Genomic DNA, 24,306 nt, shown 5'->3' on the forward strand with positions numbered 1-24,306 from the left:
CCTACTTGCCGCTGGTGTAGGCGTGGCCATCGCCGATGAAGCGAGTAAAGCGCTCCTTCGCGGCGGCGGACGACGCTTGTTGTTCAGCAGCACGCAACGTGTCCGCGCGCGCCTGTGTTACCATGAGCGCCTGGGTTTGTAACGACTGTTTGATCTGCAGGCCGAGCAGTTCGTTGCCAGACTGTTGGGCCTGAAGCGAGCCGACCGCAGCGGACGAATTCGCCATCAGCGTTCGAAGCGTCTGGCCGTCCTGGTCCAACGAGCCGACGATAGCGGACTGAAGCGTGAGCGACTGCTTCAGTCCATCGTAGCTGTTGTCCCAGCGCGAAGTCGCGTCCCGAACCATCTTGTCGGACGAAACGACTGCCGCGTATTGGCGAGGATACAGCCGCTCGAAATCCTGCTGGGTTTTCTGAACATCGAATGAGATGTTCTTGGCCTGACCAATCAGGGTGTTCATCTGATTGATCGTTGATGTGAGCTGGCCGACGACGCTCGTCGGCAGGCTCGTAAGATGCTTGGCCTGATTGAGCAGAGACTGCGCCTGGTTTTGCAGGCTCCTGACCTGATTGTTGATCTGCTCCAGCGTGCGCGCAGCCGTCAGGAGATTTTGGCTGTAGTTCGATGGATCGAAGACGACGACTTGCGCCCCAAGCCGGCGGGATCCGTTCAGTGCAATGACGAAGGACAGTGCAATGATTGCGGTCGCCCTCACCGCCTGGCATGCGGCAGGTGTGCCGAAGATCTTCAGCATGGATAGCTCCTTGATCGTTGGGATTGGGGGTCAGGCCTTCTGGGCCTGTTCGAAGGTGCTGATCAGGTTCGCCGCCCAGTGCAGGTCTCGTTCAGCGAGAAAGCGCTTGGCGAAGTGATGGGGGCCGGAGCGGGACAGGACCGCATCGACGGTCCGTTGATCCTCGGGCGAGGAGGCCGCGACCAGCGCGAGCGCCACCGGACCGAGGCCGAGCTCAAACAAGCGGTTTCCAGCGCGGGATTGCAGGTAGTAGTCGCGCTTCGGGAAGGCTTCCGCGATCAGCCGAATTTGGGTGTCGTTCAGGCCGAATCGCCGATAGGTCTCGGTCTGGGTCGGCTCCAGCGCTCTGGGGTTCGGAAGGAAGATGCGACTTGGGCAGGATTCGATGATTGCAGGGGCAATCTGGCTGTCGGCGATATCGGCCAGCGATTGGGTCGCGAAAATCACCGAAACGTTCTTCTTGCGCAGCGTCTTCAGCCATTCGCGAATGCGGCTCGCGAATAGCGGGTCATCTAGAAAGCTCCAGGCCTCATCGAGCACCAGCAGCGTGGGCCGTCCATCGAAGCGGTCCTCAAGGCTGTGGAAGAGATAGGTCAGGACCGGCGCCACCAGCCCTGGCAACGCCATGAGTTCTTCCATCTCGAAGGTGAGCACGTCGGCACCGGAAAGACGGTCGGCGTCTGCGTCCAGGAAGCGGCCGTAAGGTCCTTCCAGCGTGTAGGGCTGCAGCGCCTGCCGCAGCGCGTCGCGCGCAAGCAGCGCCACGAGGCCGGTCATGGTCCGCTGGGAGACGGGCGCAGACCCGAGGCTCCTCAGCGCTGACCAGAGCGTCTCCTTGACGTCGGGGGTCACGGTCACGCGCTCATGGGCGAGCACGCCACAGAGCCAGTCGAGCGCCCAGACTCTCGCCCCTTCTTCTGCGACATCCTTGAGTGGCTGAAAGGCAATGCCTCCCTTGGCGCCGAGCTCGTACCAGGACCCGGACATTGCGAGCGTAGTGACCCGTGCTGACCGGCCCTTGTCAAAGGTGATCAACTGCGCACTCGGATAGCGACGGAATTGCACCGCGAGCATCGAGAGCAGGACCGACTTGCCCGCTCCCGTAGGACCGACAATGATGGTGTGCCCGACATCGCCCACGTGGAGCGACAAGCGGAACGGGGTTGCCCCCTTGGTCTTGGCGATTAGAAGCGGCGGGCCGTCGAGGTGCTCACACCGTTCGGGTCCGGCCCATACTGCCGACAATGGGCACATATGGGCGAGGTTCAGGGTGTGGACGATCGGCTGGCGGATGTTGGCATAGGCTTGGCCAGGCAGACTGCCAACCCAGGCTTCCACGGCGTTGACGCTCTCGCGGATGGCGGTGAAGCCCCGGCTATTGATCACTCGCTCGACCGCACGGATTTTCTCATCAGCCTGATGGGAGTCCTCATCGCTTACGGTAACGGTCGTGGTGATATAGCCGAAGGCAACCAGATCGTCGCCGAGCTCGGAGAGCGCCGCGTCGGCATCATGCGCCTTGTTGCTGGCGTCAGTGTCGAGCAGCGCTGCCTGCTCGTTGAACATGACCTCCTTGAGGATCGCTCCGAGCGACTTCCGCTTGGCAAACCACTGCCGACGGTAGCGCGACAGGGTTGCGTTTGCCTGCGTACGGTCGAGCGGAAGAAACCGGGTCGCCCAGCGATAGGCAACGCCGAGCCGATTTAGTTCGTCGAGCAAGCCTGGAAAGGTGACGTGCGGAAACCCAAGGACCGTCAACACGCGCAGATGGCTCCGCCCGATCGCCGGCGACAGGCCCCCAGTCAAAGGCTCATCGCTTAGGAAACAATCGAGATAGGCCGGGATCTTGGGAACGCTGACCGGATGGCGCTTGGTCGAGATGCAGCTATGAAGATAGGTGAGCGCCTCCGCGTCGCTGAGAGGCCAGATCTCGGGCAAGACTGACGAGAGCAGATCGATCGCCCGATCGGTTTCCTGGATGAATCTTTGGAGGTGATCGCGATAGCCCTTCTGGTCGCTGTCAAATCTTCGTTGGCCGTCGGTCTCCCCGTCGTCAATGTCACCGCGCTCATGAGGTTTGGGTGTTTGACCGCTACGAGCGCGTTGTCCCCCAGCCGCGCGAGTCCTCGCCCGGGGACGCTCCAGAAACAGGCCTTCGAGGCGCGAGACCGTTTCGGCCGGCGGCAAGTACATCAAGGTCAGATGCAGCACACTTTCGAAGTGCTGCCCGCCGGGGCGTGAAGGATCCTCCCACGCCACCCCGGCCGGCCCTTCGAAACCGGCCCGCCGCTCCTCATCCACCAGCCACGACACCGGATCGGGGAATTCCGACCGCGGATATTCGCCAGTTGGGATGCGCGTGGCATCGAAGAAGAGCGCCCAGCCTGAGCCAAAGCGCTTTAGAACGTTATTGACGCGAGATACGACGCTCATCAGCTCGGCCTCGGTCGCACTGTCGAGGTCCGGTCCGCGGTAGCGTATCGTCCGCTGAAAGCTGCCGTCCTTGTTGAGGATGACGCCTGGCGCGACCAGGCATGCCCAAGGCAGCCAATCAGCCAGCCGATAGGCGTTGCCGCGGAATTCTCTCAAGTTCAGCATGTAAGCCGGCCTTTGTGCTTGGTGTGACGGATGGCGACTTCGACGAAGGCCGGGTCGCGTTTTGCGAGCCACACGGCCGCGCTGTGGCCGATGACCCAGAGGATGAGACCTGCGAGCCAAAGGCGCAGGCCGAGCGCCAGCACGGCCGAAAGGGTCCCGATCAGGATGGCGGCCGCACGCGGGGCGCCGCCGATCAGGATGGGTTCGGTCAACGAGCGGTGGAGCACGAGTTCAAAGCCATCGGGACGCATTAGATCAGAGCTCCGCCGCCGAACGAGAAGAACGACAGGAAGAACGAGCTCGCAGCGAAGGCGATTGAGAGGCCAAATACGACCTGGACCATCTTGCGGAATCCGCCGGAGGTGTCGCCGAAGGCCAGCGATATGCCTGTTACCGTGATGATGATGACGGCGACGATCTTGGCGACGGGTCCCTGCACGGATTCCAGGACTCGTTCGAGGGGAGCTTCCCAGGGCATGCCTGAACCTGCGGCGTGCGCCGCCGTGACACTGAGGAGCACGCAGGCCGAGGCCACGCCGAGTTCGACCAAGGGCAACCTGCTGATCGAACAGAAGCCGCGAAGACGCGAACGCACGTTTAGACGGAGTCGAATGGACATATTTCAGTCTCCTTTAGGTCAGGGGCGGTGGGAGGTTTTTGGAAGTCCGGGTGGCGTTTCGAGGAGGTAGTCGCCTGACGGATCGAGACCTCTAAGTTCGGCAACGGCTTCGATGCGCCGTGCGGGTCCGCGCCCCTTGATGAAGACGATCAGGTCGATCGCCTCGGCAATGAGCCGGCGCGGCACGGTTGCGACCGCTTCCTGGATCAGTTGTTCGATCCGGTAGAGCGCAGCTCGTGCCGAGTTGGCATGAACCGTGGCAATTCCACCGGGATGACCGGTATTCCAGGCTTTCAACATGTCGAGGGCTTCAGCGCCTCTGACCTCACCAACGATGATGCGGTCCGGCCGCAGGCGCAGCGTGGAGCGGACAAGATCGGCAAGGCTCGCCACACCTGGCTTGGTCCGGAGCGTCACCGCATCCTTTGCATCGCAGCGAAGCTCACGAGTGTCCTCGATGATGACCACCCGCTCTTCGAGGCCGGCGATCTCCGCAAGAAGCGCGTTGGCAAGCGTGGTCTTGCCCGAGCCGGTTCCGCCGGCGATCAGGATGCTGCGCGCCTCGGTGACTGCGGTGGTCAGCACCTTCGCCATCAGCGGCGAGGCAATCTGCGCCTTGACGTAGTCGGACAGGCGGAACGTGGTCGTTGCGGGCTTGCGGATAGCAAAGCAGGGCGCGAGCGCGACCGGCGGCAAGAGGCCTTCAAAGCGCTCACCCGTTTCCGGGAGTTCCGCCGAGACGATGGGAGACGAACCGCTCGCTTCCGCCCGCACGTGACTGGCGACAAGCCGGATGATCCGCTCTGACTCCTGCGGCGTCAGAACAACGCCGGTATCAGCGCGGCCCGTCCCGTGCCGATCAAGCCAGAGCCTCCCATCGGGATTGACCATGACCTCGACAACATCAGGCTCTTCCAGAGCGAGCGCGATTGCAGGTCCCATGGCGGTCCGCAGCATGCCCCGGCGTCGTTCACGGGTTTCTGGCGAGAGGAGATCAGACATTGCCGATCTCCTCTCGCCCTGCCGGAGAGTGCTCCGGCGGCTCACCCGGCGCGCCGTGCGCGCGGGATCCAGTGTCGCTGGCTTGGGCGGCGCCGAGAGGGGCGCCCTCCTCGAGATTCCGCATGAAGAGATCCGGCTTCGAGGCGCTGACGCGGTCCATGACGTCGGCGACAAGCCTGCCGCCGGAGGCGACGCGCTTGCCGACCTGGGCGACGAACATCTCGAACCGCTCACGTCCCAGCGCACGCGCTGCGTCCTGATCTTGCGAAGGCAGCGGCGGGGTGATGGTCAGGTAGTAGCGGATGAAGAATGCAATGGTCTCCGCCAGGACGCCAAGGTCGCGATCGGCTCGTTCGAGTTGCCGGCTCATCCGGTCCAGCCTTCGGATCAGTGCCGCATCGCCGCTGGCATCCCGCTCGGGATTGAGAAAGCGATCCAGCGCAGCATCGACGATGGCTGACTTGTTGGCTCCAGGACGCTTGGCGGCAAGCTCAAGGCGCTGCGCCACACTTTCAGAGACGTAGGCGGATAGCTTCGGTTTCATCGGGATTCTCTTCAGAACGAGGGGAGAAGATCGTCGTCGTCGCGGGTGACGGCATGGGCTCGACGTACGGCGCTGGACGCGCTTGCTTGCTGCATCTGGCTGCGGTCGGCGGCCACGTCTGTCTCATCGTCGAGCAGTCGTTCCTCGAAGGCGCGCGGCTCGTTCGCGGCCGGCGCGGCCTCGTCGAACAACGCCAATTGCTGCTTAAGGCCGCCTTCCTCGCCGCCCGTCTGCATGAGTTCGCGATACGGCAGGGTTGCAAGACGAAGGTCGGGGTTGCGCACCTCGCCGCGCCAATCGTCAGTACGAGCCGGCGGCCGATCGGCGTACTCATCGCCCACCAAGGACGGCGGCTTCCGCAGACGGCTGACGAAGTTTGCGTCCTCATAGTGCCGCAGCTTGATCGCGCCGACTGGTGCGAGCCCTGAAACCAGCACGATGGCCTGGTCGGGCGGCAGTTGCATCACTTCGCCTGGCGTCAGCAAAGGACGCGCAGTCTCCTGACGGCTGACCATGACATGGCCAAGCCATGGAGCCAGCCGATGGCCGGCATAGTTGCGCTGTGCGCGTAGTTCCGTCGCGGTGCCGAGGGCGTCTGAGATACGTTTGGCAGTGCGCTCGTCGTTAGCGGCGAAGGCAATGCGGACGTGGCAATTATCCAGGATCGCATTGTTCTCGCCATACGCCTTTGCGATCTGGTTGAGCGACTGCGCGATCAGGTAGGCGCGGATGCCATATCCGGCCATGAACGCGAGCGCGCTTTCGAAGAAATCGAGCCGGCCAAGTGCGGGAAACTCATCCAGCATCATCAGGAGCTGGCGACGCGTGCGGTCACCTGCCTTGGTGTTCAGCGTTTCGGTCAGCCGGCGGCCGATCTGGTTGAGGATCAGCCTGATCAGCGGCTTGGTCCTACTGATGTCCGACGGCGGAACGACGAGATAGAGCGTGACCGGCTTGTCGGCGCTCACGAGGTCGGCGATGCGCCAATCACAGGACTCGGTGTTTCGGCTGACGACGGGATCGCGGTAGAGCCCGAGAAAGCTCACGGCGGTCGACAGAACGCCGGAGCGCTCGTTTTCGGACTTGTTCAGCAGCTCGCGTGCGGTCGCGGCGACGACGGGATGCACCTTCGGCTCCGCCTCCGTGCCGAGGTGATTGGTCGCCAGCATGATCCTGAGCGTCTTCTCAAAGGACTGCGCGGGGTCAGCCAGGATCTCGGTGACGCGGGTGAGCGTCTTCTTCTCTTCGGCGTAAAGGACGTGAAGGATGACACCGACCAGCAGGGAATGACTGGTCTTTTCCCAATGGGTGCGGCGTTCAAGCGCCCCTTCGGGGTCGACCAGGATGTCGGCGATGTTCTGGACATCGCGGACTTCGGCCGCCCCCTTGCGCACCTCGAGCAGGGGATTGTAGCGGGCGCTCCGCTCATCCGTGGGATTGAACAGAAGGCAATGCGAGAACATCGAACGCCAGCCGGAGGTCAATTCCCAATTTTCGCCCTTGATGTCGTGCACCACCGCCGACGACGTCCACGAGAGCAGTGTCGGCAAGACCAGCCCGACGCCCTTGCCCGACCGGGTCGGGGCAAAGCACATGACGTGTTCTGGTCCGTCGTGGCGCAGGTAGTTGTTCTCGAGGCGGCCTAAGAAGACGCCCTTAGACGCGAACAGACCGGCTGTCTTGATTTCCTTTGGCGTGGCCCATCGTGCCGAACCATAGGTCGTCACCAACTGGCTCTGGCGCGCGCGCCACACCGAATTGACGATCGCAAAGAGCGCGCCTGCGATGCCGCCGCCGGCGGCAATGGCTCCGCCCTCCTCGAAGATCTCGGGCGCATAGGCCTCGTAGGCGAACCACCATTCGAACAGCCGCCAGGGCAGATAGACGGGGTAGCTGACGACCAAGAACCAGGGCTCGCCGAGGCGCTGCTGATAGCCGAGAGCCGCGGCGGTCCATTGCGTCGCGCCCCATGTCGACACAACGACAATGCCGAGTACGACGGCAATCTGACCGACATAGATTTTTGCTGGAAACATTCCGCTCGCCCCACTCACTCACCCCACGTGAGCGGTGCGATGAAAGGGACGAATGGGCTTTGCGTTCAATCGAAATAAAAATGCCGTCCGGCAAGCAAGAGCAATGTCGATCAGGTGGGTGAAGGCGAGAAGGACCTCGGTCCAGTCTTGGCGAGGATGATCCAACACCTCAACAAAAGGTGAGCGACCGGCTCAAGCTGGACGATTCTTGATGCGGACCCGGCGCGACCGAGGCGGGCATGGAACTGGGCGCGGAACCAGACGGACATTGCAACTGATGGGGCTGGCGCGCCGATTCGCCTCTGAAACCAGGGCTAACCGCTTATACTCACCCCGCGAAATGAGTATAAACCCGCTGGACGCCGGGTTCCATTCCCCTTATACTCAATCCGCATACTGAGTATAACTCTGGACAACGACCATGCCGGCCCCTTCCCTGGTGAGCCAGACGACCTACGCCGAGCTCCTCGAGCGCACCGCGACCGCGGCCTTCCAGGACGCCTTTGCGGACAGTGGCTCGTTCACGGCCAAGAGCATCAATGGCCGCAAGTATTGGTACTTCCAGACCGGCACTGGCGCCCAACGGTCGCAGCGCTATGTCGGACCAGAGACACCGGAGCTGCTGGAGCGTATTGCTCACCATCAGGAAGTTCGCGAAGACGAGCGCGAGCGCCGGGCGCTCGTGTCCACCCTGGTCCGCTCGTTCAGCTTTCCTCGCCCCCTTCCCGAGATCGGCGACGTCATCGCGGCGCTTGCAAAGGCCGGCGTGTTTCGTCTTCGCGGCGTGCTCGTTGGAACGATCGCCTACCAGGCCTACAGCGCCATGCTTGGCGTTCGCCTCTCCGCAGGCTCACTCCAGACCGGCGACGTCGACATTGCCCAGTTCAAGAATGTCTCGGTGGCTGTCGAGGACTCGACGCCCCCTGTTCTGGACGTGCTGAAGGAAGTCGACAAATCCTTTCGTGCCGTCCCTCACATATCTGATGGCCGGCGCGTGACCAGCTATGCCGCCAAAGGCGGCTTGCGCGTCGATTTTCTCACGCCCCACGAGGGCAAGGAGACCGGCCGCCCCCAAAAGCTGCCCGCCCTGAACACGGACGCCCAGCCGCTGCGCTTCCTGGATTTCCTGATCCGCGATCCCGAGCCCGCGGTCATCCTGCACGGCCCCGGCATCTACGTGCACGTGCCGGCTCCGGCGCGCTATGCCGTCCACAAGCTCATCATCTCCCGCAGGCGCCCGGAAGGGTTTGCAAAGCGCGACAAGGACCTGCAGCAGTCCGAAGCCTTGCTTGCGGCCCTGGCTGAAAAGCGCCCCCATGATCTGAAATCCGCTTGGGAGGAGGCTCATGCGCGCGGTCCCAAATGGCGCCAGTTGATGCTCGAAGGGCTTGCTTTGATCGCGGCCTCGGTTCGGGACGCGGTGCTCAAAGTCATTGGCGCCCCTCGCTCCATCATTCCCGGCATCGATCTTGCCTTCGACAATCCACCGGCTCGCTATGACTTCAGCCGCGACGTCGTGACGTTCCAGGGAAAGGAGCTCGGCGGCGTGGTCAACTGCGCAGTCAGCCGCGAAGCGCTGGACGACCATTTCGGCGCCGATGGTCTCGGACAAGAGGGTCGGGTGGAAGCGTTCCTCAAGAATAGATCGAAGATCGAGGAGATCGCGCGCGCCAAATACCTCTCCTCTCCGGTGGACGAGGCCGGTACCGTCCTGGTCAAAACCTCCGACGTCGAGAGTTTTGCGAGACGATCCCCCAAGCGAAAGTAAGTCCCCCGTCATCGTCCGATCCCGCGCTTGATGCCGATCGACCAGGATATGCCCTCCCCGCCGACCTGCCCGGTGACCAATTGCCCGCGCGCTCGCTCCAGCACCGGCCGCCACGGTACCAGCGCGAACTCATGGGATCGCTCGATCAGGGCGAACCGCCCGCTGTTTAGCGTCAGCATGCGCCGGTAGACGCCCTCGATCTTGTCGCCGGCCTTGACGTCGACATGTTCAAGGCCGGTGCGCGAGGATATGTCAGCCGCAGTCCTTGCCAGCTCGCGCGCCTCGAGCGTCTCGAGCATGTTCCGGGCAAAACGCATCTGGCCGCCTTCCTCTCGCGCCAGCCCCTGCTCGATCAACCATTGCCGTCTTGTTCGGAGCGCCGTCTCCACCTCCGCCCCAAAGCCGGTCGATGCGAGCTCATCGGGCTCCTTCCCAACAAGCTTGCGGTCGAGCCAGGTGGCACCCAGCGCGTGCGGCAGATCCTCGAGCCGTTGCCATGACAGCACCGCGGCCCGCACCGGATTGCGCGTTTGCCGGAGCTTCTCGTATTCAAGCGCCCGGTCCAGATAATTCCGCCCCACGCTCCAGCTGCCGTCGGCAAGGCGGCTGACCAATCCTTCGCGCCGCATTGCCTCCAGGCGCCGCACGTGCGACCCGACAAATTCGCCGGATGCTTGCGGATCGAATTCCCGATGCAAGCGGTCGCTGTAGATGCCGCCATGGCGGGCCGCGACGCTAGCGATCATGCGATCGGATGCGCGCGGCTCCGCGACGCGCGCCCGGAGCTCCAGGATCGTGTTCCGAACGGGCGCCTCTTCGTTGGCCCAAAGGCTACCGATCTCGGCATAGTGTGTCCGCCCGTCCACCCCGTCGATCACGACATAACGACGCTCCGTCAGTTCATCGGCAAACCCCTCGCCGACGACCCGCCCGACTAGGCGATGAGCGCTTCCTTCCGGATCGAAGATCGCATAGTCGCCTGCCGCCTGCCTAACTCCTGCCGCAGCCATCTCGCGGTGCATGGTCTTGATGATGTCGCCTCGTTCCCCCATGCGTCTGAGCTTCGGCTCAAGCTCTGGGTCGATCCGCCAGCGCCCTGGCTCGGCCTCTTCTGCCAACCCCATCCGCTCCAGGGTTCGCAGCCGCCCGATTCGCGCCGTTTGCCAGCTTGGCTCCCGGCCCAACATCGCACCCAACTCGAGTACTCCGTCCCCGGCATCTCGCAGGATGCCTCGGTCAAGCCGCGTGAGCCTCTCGGCCGTGATCTCCTGCTGAAGCTTGCGCGCGAGTTCGATCTCCGTTTCAGGGCCGAGCTCTCGCGTGATGAGCTCCGCTGCCCGCGACCGAAAGCCGTGAGCGATGTAGTCGCGTGCGATGATCAGGTCGTTTCCTTCGCCGTCCTTGCCGCGCAAGACGATGTGCGTATGGGGATGGCCGGTGTTGAAATGATCGGCAGCGACCCAGTCGAGCTTGGTGCCGAGATCCTGCTCCATCTGCCGCATGAGGTCGCGGACGAATGGCTTCAGGTCCGCCAGTTCCGCGCTGTCCTCTGGCGCCACGATAAGCCGGAATTGGTGGCGATCGCCGGCGCTGCGTTCCGTAAAGCTCTTGCCATCGGCGCGGTCGTTGCCGGCATCGTAAAGCTCCCCTGGCTCACCCTCGCGCGTGACGCCGTCGCGCTGGACGTATCGGAGGTGAGCTCGCACGGCACCTAGGTCGCCGGACTTGATCCGCACGATCCGTGCCTTGACCACGACACGGCGTTGTCCGTGGCTTCGTCCGCGCCCGGCCAACACCGCACCTTGCGCGTGGCCGCGGCCGATGCGACCGCCGCTGAACGACGAAGCCGTCCGCGCACTGGCGCCGGCCTTGGTCGCCTCTTGGCGGACGCGTCGAAGATAGCTGGTCGCCCTCCGAGCCCTGCGGTTGCCGATCCGTCCAAGCTTCACTTCGAATTCGTCGTCGATCTCTCGCATGGCCCGCATCCGACGTCTGAATGAGCCGGCGATATGTGAAGCCGAGGAGCGTTCGCCAAGACGCAGACACAATTGTCCAAGTTCGCCATTGCGTTGGGTCTCACTTGGCGACAGCGAAGCCACGGAGAGCGCTAAAAATTGGATGTGCAGACAACGGCTTAGACGCTCCTGAGCGCCAGTGCTTTTATCTTGCCCTCCCGCTTTTTGTTTTCCTAGCGAAAGAGCCGCCGCAACTTGGCAGTCGACTTGCGAAGCTCCACTGTTTCCGAGCGCTTGCGATAGCGATCGTTACCCGAAGGGCCAAGACACCCGCAGGGTGGCTCGGTGAGGAGCGCAGCGACGAGTAGAGCGCGGGCCGAAGGCATCGCCCGTACTGCCATCAGCATCGCGAATTCTTGCTCCCGTGAGCGAAGATCCTTTCGTAGCAAACTCGAAAGTCTTAGCGTCGTGATCGTGTTGCAGCACCTCAAATGCACACCGAATGTCCGCCACGGGGTGCCAGCGAACTTGGAAACTGACGGCTGATGTCACGAGCTGCCCGACGTGCAGCCGCCGGACGCTTACTTGGCGTTCCCTGACCACCAGGCCAAAGGTGGTCCGCGACTGAATGAAACGGCTGAAGCCATTTACGGCCCGTTGGGCCGCACCGACGAGCGCCGAAGTCATCAGTCGCACGGAGGCCGACTGAGTGAACCAGGCTTGGCAGCCTGGCTCGCTCGGGCAGTTCGCGAGACGAAATTCGCCGCAGCGACCGTCAGCGCTCGGGCGCAGAAGGCCCAAGATCAGTGAACAAGTCCGGCTGAACGGGGCGTTCTTCAAACCGAATTCCGCCCCTGGCTTTGGCCTCGACCTCGCGAATTATCGCGTCCTGCTGGTCCTCCGGAATGCCGTTTTTGCTCCACAGAGCACGCAGCTCGGCCTCCCGGTCGGCCGAAGATCGCGCCTTGTTGCGAGGGATGTCCCCGAAGCTGGCGCAGACGATTTCGACATTGGGCGCGACGCCCTTCCATGTGTCACGATAGAAAGAGCAGTCTACGCCGCAGCCCGCTTCAAGATGAATTCCGGTCTGTTCATTGAACTTGAGATAATCCGCGCTCTTGCGTTCGCGGTAGCACTGCACGCCGCTATACTGGAACGGCGCAGACGTCTGCGGGATGATGAACGCGCCATAATCCGCAATATCGGAGGCGATGTCGATCGCATGAAACTCGAAAGACCGCCCGGTGTACCGCGGTCCGCTTCCGATCCGCGGCGTGGCTCCGAATGGGGGATTTGCGATCGCGCAACCGAATTGGCCTAGGCTTGCGAAGTCCAGATCGAACACATCCGCGCAGATCCATTTGGCTTCCGGCAACACCTTGCGCCCGACCTCGACATAGGCAGGATTACGCTCGATACAGACGATCTCTTTCTGTGGTTCGTCCTGGCCGCGCGCGTAGTGGGCTCGCCAATAGACATGGAATGCAAGCGCGCCAATGCCAGCGCAAAGGTCAATGGTTCGGCCGCCGTAAGCATCGATTGCGAAGTCTCCAGCAAGGCCCGTAGGGGTAAAGAACGCGCCCGCCGATCCGTTGATGTGGCTTGCGCCCTCGTGCCAATTGTCGAGCACGAACACACGCTCATCGTAGGTAAGGACGTCTTTCTTGAGCAGTTCGACAGCCTCGGCATGTGCCTTGGCCTCCGCCTTCGTCAGTTTTGCCATCGTGATGTCTCGCTTTCTGCCTTTGCTGGGCATTTGATTGGCGCGGCGCGCATGGCCTTCGCCATGCCGCCTGCCCGTCGGCGAGACCGGGGTTTCGGGGGGCAAGAGCTTGTTTCGGCGCCGGCTTTTGCCGGCGCGCATCCGATGGTGCGCAACGCGGTTGCACTGAGCAGCGTGAGCTGCGACGTGCGACCGACTTGCTGCACCTAAAGGACGAAAGAAGGTCTTGCGGGGGTGACGGGGCAGCGCCCCTCAAGTCCCCCATTCAAGAGAAAAGCGGCTTACGCGTGCCAACCCGCGCGCGAGCTAGCGAGATCGAGGACGTGACTATCAACGTCTCGATCCGGTCGCTCGTCGTGGAGCTTTGATAGGCCCTGTGCTGGGAGACCTTACCCTCCAGGCGCGACGCGGATGCTGCCGAATGGGCTCGAGCCGAGCGAGGAATACGCCGGGAGCGCGCGCCTTGTTGCAGACGCGCGCCCATAAAACCAATTGCTCACATATCCGGATTCCATGTCCAGAGCGGACGTGCGACGCCCAGGATATCGCAGCGAAGCACCGGCCCGAAGTACCGCGAGTCAAAGGAATTCGGGTGGGGCTGCAGCAGGAAAAATTCCCCTTCCACGAGCCGCATGCAGCCTTCCCAGGCCGGCAAAGGCCGCCCCTGCCGGTCTTTGTCGAGCACTTCGGCAACGACTTTTCCGTTGATGGAGATCGTACCGGTCGGATCCTTGGCGCGGCAGATTTCGTCTCCGCCTGTCGCCTCGACCCGCTTCAGGAGAGGCACGGGTATCGGGAGGATCTCGTGCGCGATGATCAGGATCTCGATCCCGGGAGGGGGCTTGAAGACGGCGAGCTCGCCGCGCGCCGGCAGCCGCGGCTCCACATAGTAAAAGCCGAGCGGCGCGCTGCCGGTGGCGTTGTAGATCAGCACCGGCACCGCGGGAGCAGATGACATCAGAAGCGTAATGATGCCGGCACACATGGCCGAGAGCGTCGAGGCCTGGGGCCAAATTCTCGTGCGATCAATCGGCATCGGAGGTCGACCTCCTCTTGCTCGCGTGCGACCATTCGACGAGGTCTTCGATGTGATAGCGGACATAGCGTCCGTGCTTGCGGTAGGCCGGTCCCCTGCCCTGAACCCGCATCTTCTCCAACGTGTTCTTGGTGAGCCTGAGCCAGGCGGCCGCCTCCACGGTGTTGAGGAACGGCTTGTCTGGTTCCTTACCGTCGTTGTTCGTAGTCATTCCAATGTCCTTCCCGCAGCTCGTGCAACCAAGAGCTGCGAGAAGAAGCGTCGTCCGAACGGGAAGGCTTTGTGGAGTGGCGAAGATAAGAGCTTCTGTTTCGCCATCCCGCGCGGGCAAAGTTCATCAAAGGAGAAGGAAAAAATCCATCAGGCCAAAAGGTGGCGGTAACCGCCCTTCATCAAGTCGGTGCCCTTTGCCACGAGGCGTCTCGTACGATCGCGCAAGAATTGACTATGACTGTGCCATTCTTCAGCGACTTTCTTCTCTCCAAAGATCGCTATTGCGATCTGTCGATAGGTCTTGCCTTTCAGGCTCTCGTCGAGCGCGATGAGAGCCTGATGGAGGCGCTCGTCGGCTGCAAAGGAAGGCTTTCGAACCGCTCTGAAGTCCGCGTCAGTGAAGCGCTGCAGACACTTTAGAAGCTCGGCCTGGGCTGTGAGATCGTCGAGATCGTGCAGCTCATACACAGGCGTAAAGGCCGCGGTCAGCACAGAAAGACCGCGGATTTCGAGAGGGACGCGGACGCCATTGCGCTTCATGACCACCAGCGGGACACCGTCCACGCCGATCACCGCATGCCGCTCGGCGTTGAAATCGGCAAGCCGCCGGACGCTTGCCTCGCCCTCGCTCGGGTCCCTGGCACTGAGGCGAACCACCCGCTTCAGAGCGCTGACATGCCAAAACGCGGTTGTCTTGTGAGCGCAGAGTCTTGGATCGGCGAAGGCATAAAGCCCCCACTTCTCTGCTTGCGGAAACCGTCGCCTGAGCCGCAACAGCTTGGTGCCATCCTTCAGCATGATGCAGGGCAAGTGCTGAGGAACGCTTCTTCGCCAGTCGGCGACATAATCGTCATTCCGCCGCAGGAACTCCCACGCCCAGTCTCCGGCATCATACGCGGCGGAGAGGCAGGAAGCGGCGTCATCGTCGTCTCGACCTGCCTTTGAATTGACCGAACGGTTCAATACTACTCCCCACCAAATTACTTATACAACTTTGGATGGTTCTGTCCAAATGGGGCAAGAGCACGGCCCCCGCGAGCAGCTCTCGCGGGGGCCGGCAGGTCAGTCCGCCGGATTCCAGATCAGGGCAAACACGCTGTCGTCGTCCTGGCCGGCGGCGCGACCGAGATTGGCGTAGAGCTTGCGCGGGCCGAACTCGGGTGCTGCCAGCGACAGGCTCACATAGTCCTTGCGGCTGTTCTCTCCGCGGCGGATCCAGCCTGCCCCGATCTCGACGCCCTGGGTGAAGACGCGGAAGTCGGGCTGGGTCTCGGCGCTCTTGTCGCGGTTCGGGATGATGTCGATGTCGGCCCGGATAGAAACGGTCTTGAGCTGACCCTTGTAGCTGCCGTTGTCGTTCTTGGTGACGTATCCGATCGCGGTCATGGTCTTGTCCTCTTCTGTTGTTCCCGCGAGGGGCCGATCCCCTCGCGATGGCGAGACCGTGATGGGAGGCGAAACGCCTTCGAACCCATCTTCGGGGCGCAGCGCATGCGGAGCACCTGAGCCGACGGCTTTTTTGGAAGCGAAGCGGCCGCGAGGAGCCGGACCTTTTGTCCGGCGGGGAAAAAAGCTGGCGGGGAAGGTTTTGACAGGCGGAGCGCTTCCCATAGGTCTGTTCGCCACGCATGAGGGGATCGGCCCTGCCGACAACAGACGAGGACAAGGCCCGCCCGATCGGAACAAGACGATTGAGCAGCTACGTTGGGAAGACGTGACAGGCCTTGCTGCCGGCCCACATCTCCACCATCCAAACCCGCGGGAAGAGCGCCGAGACCCAGCCCGATTTCCGCGTCTTCACTCAAGGCGCCAAGATCGGTCGGGCTGGAGCCCCCGCAGAGAACAGCCGTAAGGATTATGTGAGCCCATCGACGGCAGCGGCTGACTTGGCGCCGAGGCAGGCTCCCTCCCCGTCTCGGCGGTGCTTCCGGCCAGGACGACGACAGTGTGTTTACACTGACCTGTAACGCCGGCGGACCAACACTCATCGGCGCAACGGGGCTGCTCGCGAGGGCCGTGCCGCTCCTCCTTGCAGCAAACTTGAGAGGAAGAAGGGCGCGACTCGAAGGCGTAACACGCGTGTCGGCGTGCCGTGATGTCAATCTCGCATGTTCGATGTTACGATCATGTCATGCATGCCGATTCCCGGTCTGCACCTTTAGCTTGATGCATTGACGGAGGGCACATGGCCAAGAAAGCGAAGAAGGCGAAGAAGACCGCGCCGAAGAAGGCGAAGAAGACCACCGCGAAAAAAGCCGCGAAGAAAAAGAAGTAGCTCTTTGCTTAACCCGCTTTCAGTCTCAAGTGACGCCGTGGCCGACGCAACGTGCTTGCGTGAAGCCGATGAGGCGTCCTGGCCGAGAGGGGTCTGAACCAACTGTGAGGCCGGTTCGCTAAGCGCGATATGCGTGGAACGGTCCGGTTCTCTTTCTAAGGCCTGCTTTCCTCGGGTTTGGCCTTCATGCCGGATACAGCACGATCAGTTGAACCCGCTGATCATGGTCGGCAGAACCTTCGACAACAGGACGACATTGGAGGCGAGCGCGGAGAGGCAGACGACGGTTTGCGCGAGGCAGATGCGGCTAAGCCTCACCGTCTGCGGTTCAGGAAACAGCTTGTATGGGTTCGCCATCGTCGGCTCCATGATGCAGTGCGCTTAACTCAACGGACCGAGCTATAGGATGAGTCGTCCCATTCTCGATTCCCGGAATTTGCTGTTCACCGGATTGACTCAGATGCGACTCGGACGCCGCAAAATCGGGCGCGGAAGGGCGTTCCGCGCCCGAATCGTCAGGCCTAAATTGAGGTAAACAGAGCGTTAATATTCTCCGACGCCCGGGCGATTTCAAAAGCCTTGTTGGGATCGTAGTGGCTTGGCGGAAACGCCATGTAGCGCGGCACGAATCCCTCCACGCGCTCCCGTCCCTCGCCTTTTAGGCAGTCGCGAATGATGGTCTTCTGCACCTTACCGGTCTCGGTCACGTTGCCGTCGGCCGTCGCCTGGCCTGCGACCTCGGCAACCAGCGCATTGATCGCGGTGCGGTCCTTTAGAAGGTCGAGGAAGGCGTCGTCGAGTTTCCACCATCGTTTGACGTCGGGCTGGATCACGAGGCCTGCCGCCTCGGTCAGCGCCGATCCCGCGGAAAGCGTCTCGGCCATCGCGAGTGCGATCACCCTGAGCACCTCCTCGTCCGAAAGCGCAAGCAGCCGGGCGAACAGGACTGCCCCCGTATGGGCATCGCCGTTGCCTCGGGTGAGCGTGCCGTAGTAGCTCTTCTCGATCTGGAGCAGGTCGAGCACTGCGTCTCGTTCAGTTGTCAGCGCGGCCTGCGCGGGGCTGCCAGCTAAGCTTTCCGCGATTGTTTCTTTCTCGGCGCGCTGCGGATCAGGCTTGACGCTCCAGAGCGGAGAGCCGGCGATCATATGCACGGCCGCAAGGCGCAGCGCAATGGCGGGACGGGCCAGCAACTCGGCGCGAACGATGGCATGCCGGTGCAGCGCCAGATAGTTCTCGGCAGCCTTGGTGAGTTCGGGCTTCGCGGCGGGCGTCTTGCGCTTGCCGTCGCCATCCCAGCTGTCCTCACCGGCGGCGTGCGGGCTGTCATAAGCCCGGTAGCCTCGGTGAACCTCGACCTCGCCGTTGGTCCGGACCTCAATGAAGGCTTCGCCGCCCTCCTCCAGCTCGGCTTCGTCATATTGCCATGCCGGAAAGCGTATTCCCTTGTCGAGCACGGTGACCGTCCAGCCCTGCCCCGCCAGTTCGTCCCTCAGCCCGGCTATGGCTGCATTCTGCAAAACCCAGAAGGCATCGACATCGGCGAAGTAGCTGAAATCGCCAAAGAGGTCGGTGTTTACATCGCCCTTGTAGGTATCGAGCGGAAATCGCGCCACGCTGATCGCGATCTGGCTGCTGCCGAACAGCCATTGCCTGAGCTCCCGCCCTCGTGGCGCGCCCTCGTCAATGGCCGGGTCCTTATCGGCCGCAAATGCCGCAACCCATTCCTTTTGCTGTCGCCGGGTGGCGGAGGCGAGCAGTTGCAGCTCCTCGGCTTCGATGTCGCCGTTGCGGTAGGCGTCCTTGATGGCGCTTTGGAGCGAAGCGAGCGCAAGACGCTGTTTGACGTAGCGCTCGCTCTGGCCGAACGTCCGCGCGATGTCGGCGACGCTGCGCCCCTGTTTCAGGAGCTTGGCGAAGGCCTCGTATTCCTCAAGCTCGTCCATGCCGGCGCGCGCCACATTCTCGATCAGGGATGCTTCCAGGGCGTCGGCGTCGTTGCCCCCGACGGCGATCGCGCAAGGTAGCAAGACCTCGCTGATTGCCATCCCCTGTTCTTCGGCGACCTTGTTTGCCGCGAAGTAACGCCGCCTGCCCGCGACGATCTCAAACGTCTCGCCGTCAGGCCGGACCAGCAGGGGCTGCAGGACGCCGCGCGCGCGGATCGACGGCAGGATATCGGAGATGTCGGGGGCTTTCCGGCTGTGGCGGACGTTGACGCTTGCGATCTTGAGATCGCTGAGAGCGATGTTGCGCAGTTCCATGTTCGTTTCCTCTCGTTTGCAAAGATGGGCTCGGCTGGTTGGGGGTGAGGCCTCGTCGGAGGCCCGATGTCGCGAGGCGATGGGGTGTGTTGGCCAAGAGCTGCGGCGGTCGGCCGACACCGTTGGCGGCGCGGACGGCGTCGGCCGCAGCTAACCTGCGGCGCTCATCTCGGCGGCTGGCATTGCCGCCTGCCGGTTATCCAGCCCTTCGGGCGCGGCCTCGTGCTCGCCGGAGGAGATATCGCCTCCGAAGGCGAGCAGGAAATCGGCGGCCTTGCTCGCCTTGCTAGCCGCTCGGAAGATCGCGCGGTTATCCTCGCGAAGCACCTTCAGCCATGAGCCCAGATAGTCGGCATGTCGGACGGAGGGTCTGATGCACAGGGCGGCGCAAACGAAGGCTGCGGTCAGCTCGGCGACCAGCTCTTCATTGGCGTAGGGCTTCGAGCCAAAGGCGCCCGAGAGATCGCGGTTCAAGCGGCGCGGATGGCCGGTCCAGTGCCCGAGTTCATGAAACAGCGTCCGGTAATAATTGATCTGCTCGAAGAATGCAGGTTGCGGAGGAATATGGACGGTATCATCCGACGGTTGGTAGAAGGCCTTGGCGCCACCGATGCGAACGTCGGCGAGCGTCGCGGCGGCCAGCGCCTCGGCCTGTGGCACGATCTCGCGCTCGGGAAGCGGCGGCCGCTCAGCGATGCAGTGATCCGGCAGGTTATCGCATTGATCGACATTGAACACGGTATATCGGCGAAGGAATGGAACGGACGCCTCTTCCTTTGCGGGCTGTTCCTGACCTGTGGTGCTCGTGCCGCCCTGCTCGCGCTTGGGAACGAAGCGATCGGCATAACAGACGGTGACACCGCGTTCGCCCTTGCGCACGGTGCCGCCGAGGCTTGAGGCCTGACGGAAAGTCAACCACCGCTGCGAAGAGAAGCCGCATTCAAACAGCCGACCCCAGAGGATCAGGACGTTGATCCCGGAATAGGCCTTGCCCGCTGCGGCATTGCGCGGCAACGCGAATGCCTGATTCCCGCCCCCGCTCCCCCATGGCCGGGCCCATGGAAAGACGCCAGCCTCAAGATCCGCGACGATGTGCGCTGTAATCTCCTCATAGAGGCTCGCTTTCTGCTTAGTCGCTTTGCTGTTCGTTGGACGTTTGGACATGACGATCTCCGCTCGCTTCCCTTCCGCGCCCTGCCCCCGGAAGGCGGGGTGGGCGGCGAAGAGCGACCGGACAGCCCCGAACAGTTGAGGCGGAACGCACCGGAACGGCCGGAGCGACAGCGGAGGACCGCGCAACGAAAGAAGTCGTCATTTCGAACTGTAAGAACGCGCGGTTGCGGCGCGCCGGTTCGGGGCTAAACGGGAGCGCCGCCCACCCCGCCTGCCGGGGTCAACGAAATGCGCCGGCCGCCTGCGGCCGGCTCAATAAAGGGCTGCTGTAGCGTCCCGTCAGATCTGCCGCGCCGTTGTTTGAACCCCATGTCCGCATCGACACATAAGCAACTGCTCATTCACGAACGGAGTGTTTCCGCCAGGGATCGAAGCCGAAGGCCGAGACCGCGGAGCGGGCTCGGTTCACGAGAGCCCGGCCCGCAAGCACAGCTTGAGGGGGCGGCCTATGACAGCAGATCCTGAATTTTCCTGCTCACGATTCGATCATCTTTCGATGCTGCCCATTCCAGCAACGCCTGACGCAGAGTGGTTGCGAGGATTCCATGATGAGCAAGCCGGTCGAGTACAAGCGCCCGGTCAGACTCATGGCGGGCAATCGACAGATCCGAGAGCAGCCGGACGTCATAGCCAAGTCTCGCGCCTTGCAAAGCCGAGATCAACACCTCTTCCTCCAGAAAAGCTCCCCCTAGAAAAATCGAACCAACATCCAAATGCGCCAGCCGCTCGGCAAGCCGTCTGTCGCGCCAGATGGACAGCGCGTCGATATCGACATGCTCAAGGGACGAGGAGATCTCGTCCGGTACGAGAGTCTGTTCGTATTCGCCGATCGCAAATTGAGGAATCGCGAAGAACGCGCGGCATGCCGAGAGCAAAGACAAATTCGCGCGGCGGCGTCCTGCGCACGCGTCGATGGCGCTCGTTGCTGCCCGCCGCGTGACGTTCAACAGGATGATGCAGCTATGGTGTGGATCGGCCAACATGGGGGCATCCCGAGCCACAGGCGGCTCTGTCGATTACGCGGCCCTGCGCTCGGCGCCGGGGACGACGAGCACCGGCCCCTCGATTCCGGCCTGGCAGTACATGGCCGCAAGCGCGTGGTCGGAATTGTAGAGAAGTCCCGCAAGCGCCGTGGTCTGTCCAAGCGGCTGCGGCTCCGCCAATCGTTCAATCGGCCATCCTGCTCGCCTGAGGATACGTTCCATTCTTATATCCGTGACCGTAGCAATCGCCCGCGCGCCTCTGGCGCGCATCGCCTCGATCATTGCGGCGAACAGGACGAACGTCACGCGATTGAGATTGCCTCGACCAACCTCGCCGGCGCGCGCGGTGTCGACGCAGAAGCGCGAACTTTCCAGGATGTCATCGCTACGCGGCGCCTGGCCATCACCGAGGAGAAACGGGAATGTATCGGCCAACATGTTTGGGCCCGTCGACGGAAGGAGACGGACGCATCCCAGCACGTCGTTGGCATCCGAAATCGCCAGGAGATGCGTGGGATTGAGCGCATCATAGATGTCGATCTCGAAATCGCCGGAGACGGAGACGGTCCAGTCGAGGCGGTCCTTGAAGACCCGCCGGCGCAGGCGAAACATCTCTGCGAGCAACGCAAGGTGCGGCCCGGCGTGACGGTAGTCGAGGGACAGGACGTGCATGAGGAGCTCCATGAAGAGAGGGAGCTCAACTGAACAGAAACCCAAACGGCCGACACCTGTGGCTTTTGACAGGTCAGTGGGAAGGATCAGGAAGTTTGAGCAAGTGTTAGCAGGCGAACGGCACCGCTTCCAGACAAAAGCTTCTCCAGCTTTTGGGATGGTCGCATCCGCTCTGCGAATTCCGTTCTAGGGTAGGAAGCCCCGGCGAACCGCCTGCGCCACCGCGTGCGCAATGGTCACTGCGCCGAGCTTTCGGCGGGCATTCTCGAGATGAAACTCGACAGTTCGCGGCGTGATGCCCATCAGCACCGCCGCCTCCGCCAATGTCTTGCCACGAGCCGCCCAGGCGAGGCATTGCCGCTCACGCTGACTGAGGGGCGCCGCTTCTTTGTCTGCGACCGAGGTCGCGATTGTCCGCTCGGACAGATGTGCGTGAAAGTAGATTCCGACAAATTGCACGATGTCGCCCGAGCCGGCGAGCACGTGGTCCGGCCGCATCAGCGGATCGTCCGTTGCCAAGGTGAAGGCTGCCATCTGGCCGAACCCGCCTCTGATCGGCACGGTGATGCCTGACCTGATCCCGTACGTTGTCGCTTCTTCGAAGAACCTCAATTGCGCCCTGTTCGACCGCGGCATCGCACCCTGCGCATCCCAACTGAAGACACCGCGCTCGGCCCGGGCGCGCTGCACAACCGGATCCAAGCTCTGGTAGTTCAGGCGAAAATACCGGCTGGTCCAGGACTTTGGATACGATGAGATGAGGCTTGGCTGGCCGTCGCCCACGCGCAAATAGGCGAACCAGCGGAAGCCAAGCCCATGCGCTACGCGCGACGCGACCCGTTCAAACGCGTGACCGTCCTCTGCCGTCTGCAGCGCATCAACGAACTCCTCGAACAAGTACTCAGTGCGCTTCATCTGGAATCGAGCCAAGCCCCTGACTATGCGCTCATACCTTCCGCGGATCTTCGGCGTCCACGGCCAAGCGGGTGCGCTGAACGACCGTTAGTCGAGCTCTTCCGTCAGCTCCGGAACCGCCTGGTAGAGGTCGGCGACCAGGCCGTAATCGGCGACCTGGAAGATCGGCGCGTCCTCGTCCTTGTTGATCGCGACGATCACCTTGGAATCCTTCATGCCGGCCAGATGCTGGATAGCGCCGGAAATGCCGACCGCCACATAGAGCTCGGGCGCCACGACCTTGCCGGTCTGCCCGACCTGCCAGTCGTTGGGGGCGTAGCCGGCATCGACCGCCGCGCGCGAGGCACCGACACCAGCCCCCAGCTTGTCGGCGAGCGGCTCGATGTACTTGGCAAAGTTCTCGCGGCTCTGCATGGCGCGGCCACCGGAGACGATGATCTTGGCCGAGGTCAGCTCGGTACGGTCGCTCTTGGCGACTTCCTCGCCGACGAAGCTCGACAGGCCCGGATCGGCTGCTGCCTGAACGGCCTCGACCGGCGCGCTGCCGCCTTCACCCGCGGCAGCGAAGGTCGAGGTCCGCACCGTGATGACCTTCTTGGCGTCCTTCGACTTCACCGTCTGGATGGCGTTGCCGGCATAGATCGGGCGCTCGAACGTATCGGGCGCGACCACCTTGATGATCTCGGAGACCTGCATGACGTCGAGCAGAGCGGCGACGCGCGGCATCACGTTCTTGAAGCGCGAGGTCGCCGGTGCAACGATCGCGTCATAGCCCGAGGCCAGCGAGACGACCAGCGCGGCCAGCGGCTCGGCAAGATCGTGCGCGTAGAGGTCGCCATCGGCGAGCAGCACCTTCTTGACGCCGGCGAGCTTGGCGGCGGCATCCGCCGCGCCCTTGGCGTTCTGGCCGGCGACCAGCACCTCGACATCCGCGCCGAGCGCGCTAGCTGCGGTCAGGGCCTTGTTGGTGGCGTCCTTGAGCGACGCATTGTCGTGTTCGGCAATCAGAAGCGTCGTCATCAGAGCACCCCGGCTTCGTTCTTGAGTTTCGACACCAGCTCGGCGACGTCCTTGACCTTGACGCCGGCCTTGCGCCCTGCGGGCTCAGCCGTCTTCAGAACCTCGAGGCGCGCGGCGACGTCGACGCCGTAATCGGCGACGGTCTTCTCCGCGATCGGCTTCTTCTTGGCCTTCATGATGTTGGGCAGCGAGGCATAGCGCGGCTCGTTGAGGCGGAGGTCGGTTGTGACGATCGCCGGTCCCTTCAGCTTGACGGTCTGGAGGCCGCCGTCGACTTCGCGGGTGACCTTGAAATCAGAACCGTCGACCTCGAGCTTCGAGGCAAAGGTCGCCTGCGACCAGCCGAGCAGCGCGGCCAGCATCTGGCCGGTCTGGTTGCTGTCGTCGTCGATCGCCTGCTTGCCGAGGATGATCAGGCCCGGCTGCTCTTCTTCAGCAACCTTCTTCAGGATCTTGGCAACTGCGAGCGGCTCCACACTGCCCTCGGCCTTCACCAGGATGCCGCGGTCGGCGCCCATGGCAAGACCCGTGCGGATCGTCTCCGACGCCTGCGCAGGTCCAATCGAGACCACCACGACCTCGGTCGCCTTGCCGTCTTCCTTCAGGCGCAGCGCTTCCTCGACTGCGATTTCATCGAACGGATTCATGGACATTTTGACGTTGGCGAGTTCAACGCCCGATCCATCGCCCTTAACGCGGACCTTGACGTTGTAATCGACCACCCGCTTAACCGGCACTAAGACCTTCATCGATCCT

At 62.8% G+C, this 24,306-nt stretch carries 22 protein-coding genes; 1 reads left to right on the plus strand and 21 read right to left on the minus strand.

The annotated features are described in order from the left end of the window. Position 1: 1 nt before the first annotated feature. From trbJ to ACSHT2_RS06230, 7 genes are read right to left on the minus strand one after another with little or no spacing between them, the layout of a single operon-like run. Entirely contained in the window at positions 2–754 is a 753-nt protein-coding gene (gene trbJ, locus ACSHT2_RS06200) for a P-type conjugative transfer protein TrbJ (protein WP_440640807.1), read from the minus strand. Between the two features lie 30 nt (positions 755–784). Next, positions 785–3,352, minus strand: a complete 2,568-nt coding sequence (gene trbE / locus ACSHT2_RS06205; protein WP_440642780.1) for a conjugal transfer protein TrbE — start codon at positions 3,350–3,352, stop codon at positions 785–787. Further along, positions 3,346–3,603, minus strand: a complete 258-nt coding sequence (locus ACSHT2_RS06210) for a VirB3 family type IV secretion system protein (RefSeq protein WP_074447831.1) — start codon at positions 3,601–3,603, stop codon at positions 3,346–3,348. The genes trbE and ACSHT2_RS06210 overlap by 7 nt, the downstream gene beginning before the upstream one ends. Continuing rightward, a complete protein-coding gene (locus ACSHT2_RS06215; RefSeq protein ID WP_440640808.1) occupies positions 3,603–3,971 on the minus strand; it encodes a TrbC/VirB2 family protein in 369 nt (122 codons plus the stop codon). Before ACSHT2_RS06215 ends, ACSHT2_RS06210 begins: the two co-directional genes overlap by 1 nt. An 18-nt stretch (positions 3,972–3,989) precedes the next feature. After that, entirely contained in the window at positions 3,990–4,973 is a 984-nt protein-coding gene (gene trbB / locus ACSHT2_RS06220; RefSeq protein ID WP_440640809.1) for a P-type conjugative transfer ATPase TrbB, read from the minus strand. Then, a complete protein-coding gene (locus ACSHT2_RS06225; protein WP_440640810.1) occupies positions 4,966–5,517 on the minus strand; it encodes a CopG family transcriptional regulator in 552 nt (183 codons plus the stop codon). The genes trbB and ACSHT2_RS06225 overlap by 8 nt, the downstream gene beginning before the upstream one ends. 11 nt (positions 5,518–5,528) lie before the next feature. Beyond that, positions 5,529–7,553, minus strand: a complete 2,025-nt coding sequence (locus ACSHT2_RS06230) for a conjugal transfer protein TraG (protein ID WP_440640811.1) — start codon at positions 7,551–7,553, stop codon at positions 5,529–5,531. A 421-nt stretch (positions 7,554–7,974) separates the two neighbouring features. On the opposite strand from ACSHT2_RS06230, the gene ACSHT2_RS06235 reads away from it, so the two are divergent. Continuing rightward, positions 7,975–9,321, plus strand: a complete 1,347-nt coding sequence (locus ACSHT2_RS06235) for a GSU2403 family nucleotidyltransferase fold protein (RefSeq protein WP_440640812.1) — start codon at positions 7,975–7,977, stop codon at positions 9,319–9,321. Between the two features lie 8 nt (positions 9,322–9,329). Here the strand turns inward: ACSHT2_RS06235 and rlxS are convergent, their stop codons facing one another. The 14 genes from rlxS to ACSHT2_RS06305 all read right to left on the minus strand — a co-directional run bounded on the left by rlxS (position 9,330) and on the right by ACSHT2_RS06305 (position 24,299). Continuing rightward, positions 9,330–11,297: a relaxase/mobilization nuclease RlxS gene (gene rlxS, locus ACSHT2_RS06240; protein WP_440640813.1), complete on the minus strand. Its 1,968-nt coding sequence runs from the start codon at positions 11,295–11,297 to the stop codon at positions 9,330–9,332. Positions 11,298–12,051: 754 nt separating this feature from the next. Beyond that, positions 12,052–12,999 carry a methyltransferase gene (locus ACSHT2_RS06245; protein ID WP_440640814.1) on the minus strand — a complete coding sequence of 316 codons (948 nt, stop codon included), beginning with the start codon at positions 12,997–12,999 and terminating at the stop codon, positions 12,052–12,054. 496 nt (positions 13,000–13,495) lie between these two features. Next, positions 13,496–14,035: a S26 family signal peptidase gene (locus ACSHT2_RS06250; protein ID WP_440640815.1), complete on the minus strand. Its 540-nt coding sequence runs from the start codon at positions 14,033–14,035 to the stop codon at positions 13,496–13,498. Then, positions 14,025–14,246, minus strand: coding sequence for a helix-turn-helix domain-containing protein (locus ACSHT2_RS06255; RefSeq protein WP_440640816.1), 222 nt, complete (start codon positions 14,244–14,246; stop codon positions 14,025–14,027). Before ACSHT2_RS06255 ends, ACSHT2_RS06250 begins: the two co-directional genes overlap by 11 nt. A gap of 149 nt (positions 14,247–14,395) precedes the next feature. Beyond that, entirely contained in the window at positions 14,396–15,211 is an 816-nt protein-coding gene (locus ACSHT2_RS06260; protein ID WP_440640817.1) for a DNA -binding domain-containing protein, read from the minus strand. Positions 15,212–15,310: 99 nt separating this feature from the next. Then, entirely contained in the window at positions 15,311–15,634 is a 324-nt protein-coding gene (locus ACSHT2_RS06265; RefSeq protein ID WP_440640818.1) for a DUF736 domain-containing protein, read from the minus strand. 1,093 nt (positions 15,635–16,727) lie between these two features. Beyond that, positions 16,728–16,880, minus strand: coding sequence for a hypothetical protein (locus tag ACSHT2_RS06270; protein ID WP_440640819.1), 153 nt, complete (start codon positions 16,878–16,880; stop codon positions 16,728–16,730). 164 nt (positions 16,881–17,044) lie between these two features. Further along, positions 17,045–18,787, minus strand: coding sequence for a ParB/RepB/Spo0J family partition protein (locus ACSHT2_RS06275; protein ID WP_440640820.1), 1,743 nt, complete (start codon positions 18,785–18,787; stop codon positions 17,045–17,047). 150 nt (positions 18,788–18,937) lie between these two features. Further along, a complete protein-coding gene (locus ACSHT2_RS06280) occupies positions 18,938–19,951 on the minus strand; it encodes an ArdC family protein (protein ID WP_440642782.1) in 1,014 nt (337 codons plus the stop codon). Between the two features lie 455 nt (positions 19,952–20,406). Beyond that, a complete protein-coding gene (locus ACSHT2_RS06285) occupies positions 20,407–20,943 on the minus strand; it encodes a hypothetical protein (RefSeq protein ID WP_440640821.1) in 537 nt (178 codons plus the stop codon). A gap of 33 nt (positions 20,944–20,976) precedes the next feature. Beyond that, entirely contained in the window at positions 20,977–21,615 is a 639-nt protein-coding gene (locus tag ACSHT2_RS06290; RefSeq protein ID WP_440640822.1) for an acyl-homoserine-lactone synthase, read from the minus strand. 186 nt (positions 21,616–21,801) lie between these two features. Next, a complete protein-coding gene (locus tag ACSHT2_RS06295) occupies positions 21,802–22,530 on the minus strand; it encodes an autoinducer binding domain-containing protein (protein WP_440640823.1) in 729 nt (242 codons plus the stop codon). Positions 22,531–22,617: 87 nt separating this feature from the next. Next, positions 22,618–23,550 (minus strand): electron transfer flavoprotein subunit alpha/FixB family protein, encoded by a 933-nt coding sequence (locus tag ACSHT2_RS06300; protein WP_440640824.1) that lies wholly within the window; start codon positions 23,548–23,550, stop codon positions 22,618–22,620. Continuing rightward, on the minus strand, positions 23,550–24,299 hold the full coding sequence (locus ACSHT2_RS06305) for an electron transfer flavoprotein subunit beta/FixA family protein (RefSeq protein ID WP_440640825.1): 750 nt from the start codon (positions 24,297–24,299) through the stop codon (positions 23,550–23,552). The genes ACSHT2_RS06300 and ACSHT2_RS06305 overlap by 1 nt, the downstream gene beginning before the upstream one ends. Positions 24,300–24,306 lie beyond the last annotated feature (7 nt).

The organism is Bradyrhizobium sp. PUT101 (genome assembly GCF_052043945.1).
Classification (GTDB): domain Bacteria; phylum Pseudomonadota; class Alphaproteobacteria; order Rhizobiales; family Xanthobacteraceae; genus Bradyrhizobium.

Excerpts from the sequence above, each read along its gene's own strand:
- ACSHT2_RS06280 (WP_440642782.1), bottom strand. The coding sequence starts at position 19,951 with ATGTCCAAACGTCCAACGAACAGCAAAGCGACTAAGCAGAAAGCGAGC.
- ACSHT2_RS06255 (WP_440640816.1), bottom strand. The coding sequence starts at position 14,246 with ATGACTACGAACAACGACGGTAAGGAACCAGACAAGCCGTTCCTCAAC.
- ACSHT2_RS06290 (WP_440640822.1), bottom strand. The coding sequence starts at position 21,615 with ATGCACGTCCTGTCCCTCGACTACCGTCACGCCGGGCCGCACCTTGCG.
- trbJ (WP_440640807.1), bottom strand. The coding sequence starts at position 754 with ATGCTGAAGATCTTCGGCACACCTGCCGCATGCCAGGCGGTGAGGGCG.
- trbB (WP_440640809.1), bottom strand. The coding sequence starts at position 4,973 with ATGTCTGATCTCCTCTCGCCAGAAACCCGTGAACGACGCCGGGGCATG.
- ACSHT2_RS06235 (WP_440640812.1), top strand. The coding sequence starts at position 7,975 with ATGCCGGCCCCTTCCCTGGTGAGCCAGACGACCTACGCCGAGCTCCTC.
- ACSHT2_RS06300 (WP_440640824.1), bottom strand. The coding sequence starts at position 23,550 with ATGACGACGCTTCTGATTGCCGAACACGACAATGCGTCGCTCAAGGAC.
- ACSHT2_RS06245 (WP_440640814.1), bottom strand. The coding sequence starts at position 12,999 with ATGGCAAAACTGACGAAGGCGGAGGCCAAGGCACATGCCGAGGCTGTC.
- ACSHT2_RS06305 (WP_440640825.1), bottom strand. The coding sequence starts at position 24,299 with ATGAAGGTCTTAGTGCCGGTTAAGCGGGTGGTCGATTACAACGTCAAG.
- trbE (WP_440642780.1), bottom strand. The coding sequence starts at position 3,352 with ATGCTGAACTTGAGAGAATTCCGCGGCAACGCCTATCGGCTGGCTGAT.
- ACSHT2_RS06230 (WP_440640811.1), bottom strand. The coding sequence starts at position 7,553 with ATGTTTCCAGCAAAAATCTATGTCGGTCAGATTGCCGTCGTACTCGGC.
- ACSHT2_RS06270 (WP_440640819.1), bottom strand. The coding sequence starts at position 16,880 with ATGGCGAACCCATACAAGCTGTTTCCTGAACCGCAGACGGTGAGGCTT.
- ACSHT2_RS06215 (WP_440640808.1), bottom strand. The coding sequence starts at position 3,971 with ATGTCCATTCGACTCCGTCTAAACGTGCGTTCGCGTCTTCGCGGCTTC.
- ACSHT2_RS06275 (WP_440640820.1), bottom strand. The coding sequence starts at position 18,787 with ATGGAACTGCGCAACATCGCTCTCAGCGATCTCAAGATCGCAAGCGTC.
- ACSHT2_RS06225 (WP_440640810.1), bottom strand. The coding sequence starts at position 5,517 with ATGAAACCGAAGCTATCCGCCTACGTCTCTGAAAGTGTGGCGCAGCGC.
- ACSHT2_RS06210 (WP_074447831.1), bottom strand. The coding sequence starts at position 3,603 with ATGCGTCCCGATGGCTTTGAACTCGTGCTCCACCGCTCGTTGACCGAA.
- ACSHT2_RS06285 (WP_440640821.1), bottom strand. The coding sequence starts at position 20,943 with ATGTTGGCCGATCCACACCATAGCTGCATCATCCTGTTGAACGTCACG.
- ACSHT2_RS06295 (WP_440640823.1), bottom strand. The coding sequence starts at position 22,530 with ATGAAGCGCACTGAGTACTTGTTCGAGGAGTTCGTTGATGCGCTGCAG.
- ACSHT2_RS06250 (WP_440640815.1), bottom strand. The coding sequence starts at position 14,035 with ATGCCGATTGATCGCACGAGAATTTGGCCCCAGGCCTCGACGCTCTCG.
- ACSHT2_RS06265 (WP_440640818.1), bottom strand. The coding sequence starts at position 15,634 with ATGACCGCGATCGGATACGTCACCAAGAACGACAACGGCAGCTACAAG.
- rlxS (WP_440640813.1), bottom strand. The coding sequence starts at position 11,297 with ATGCGAGAGATCGACGACGAATTCGAAGTGAAGCTTGGACGGATCGGC.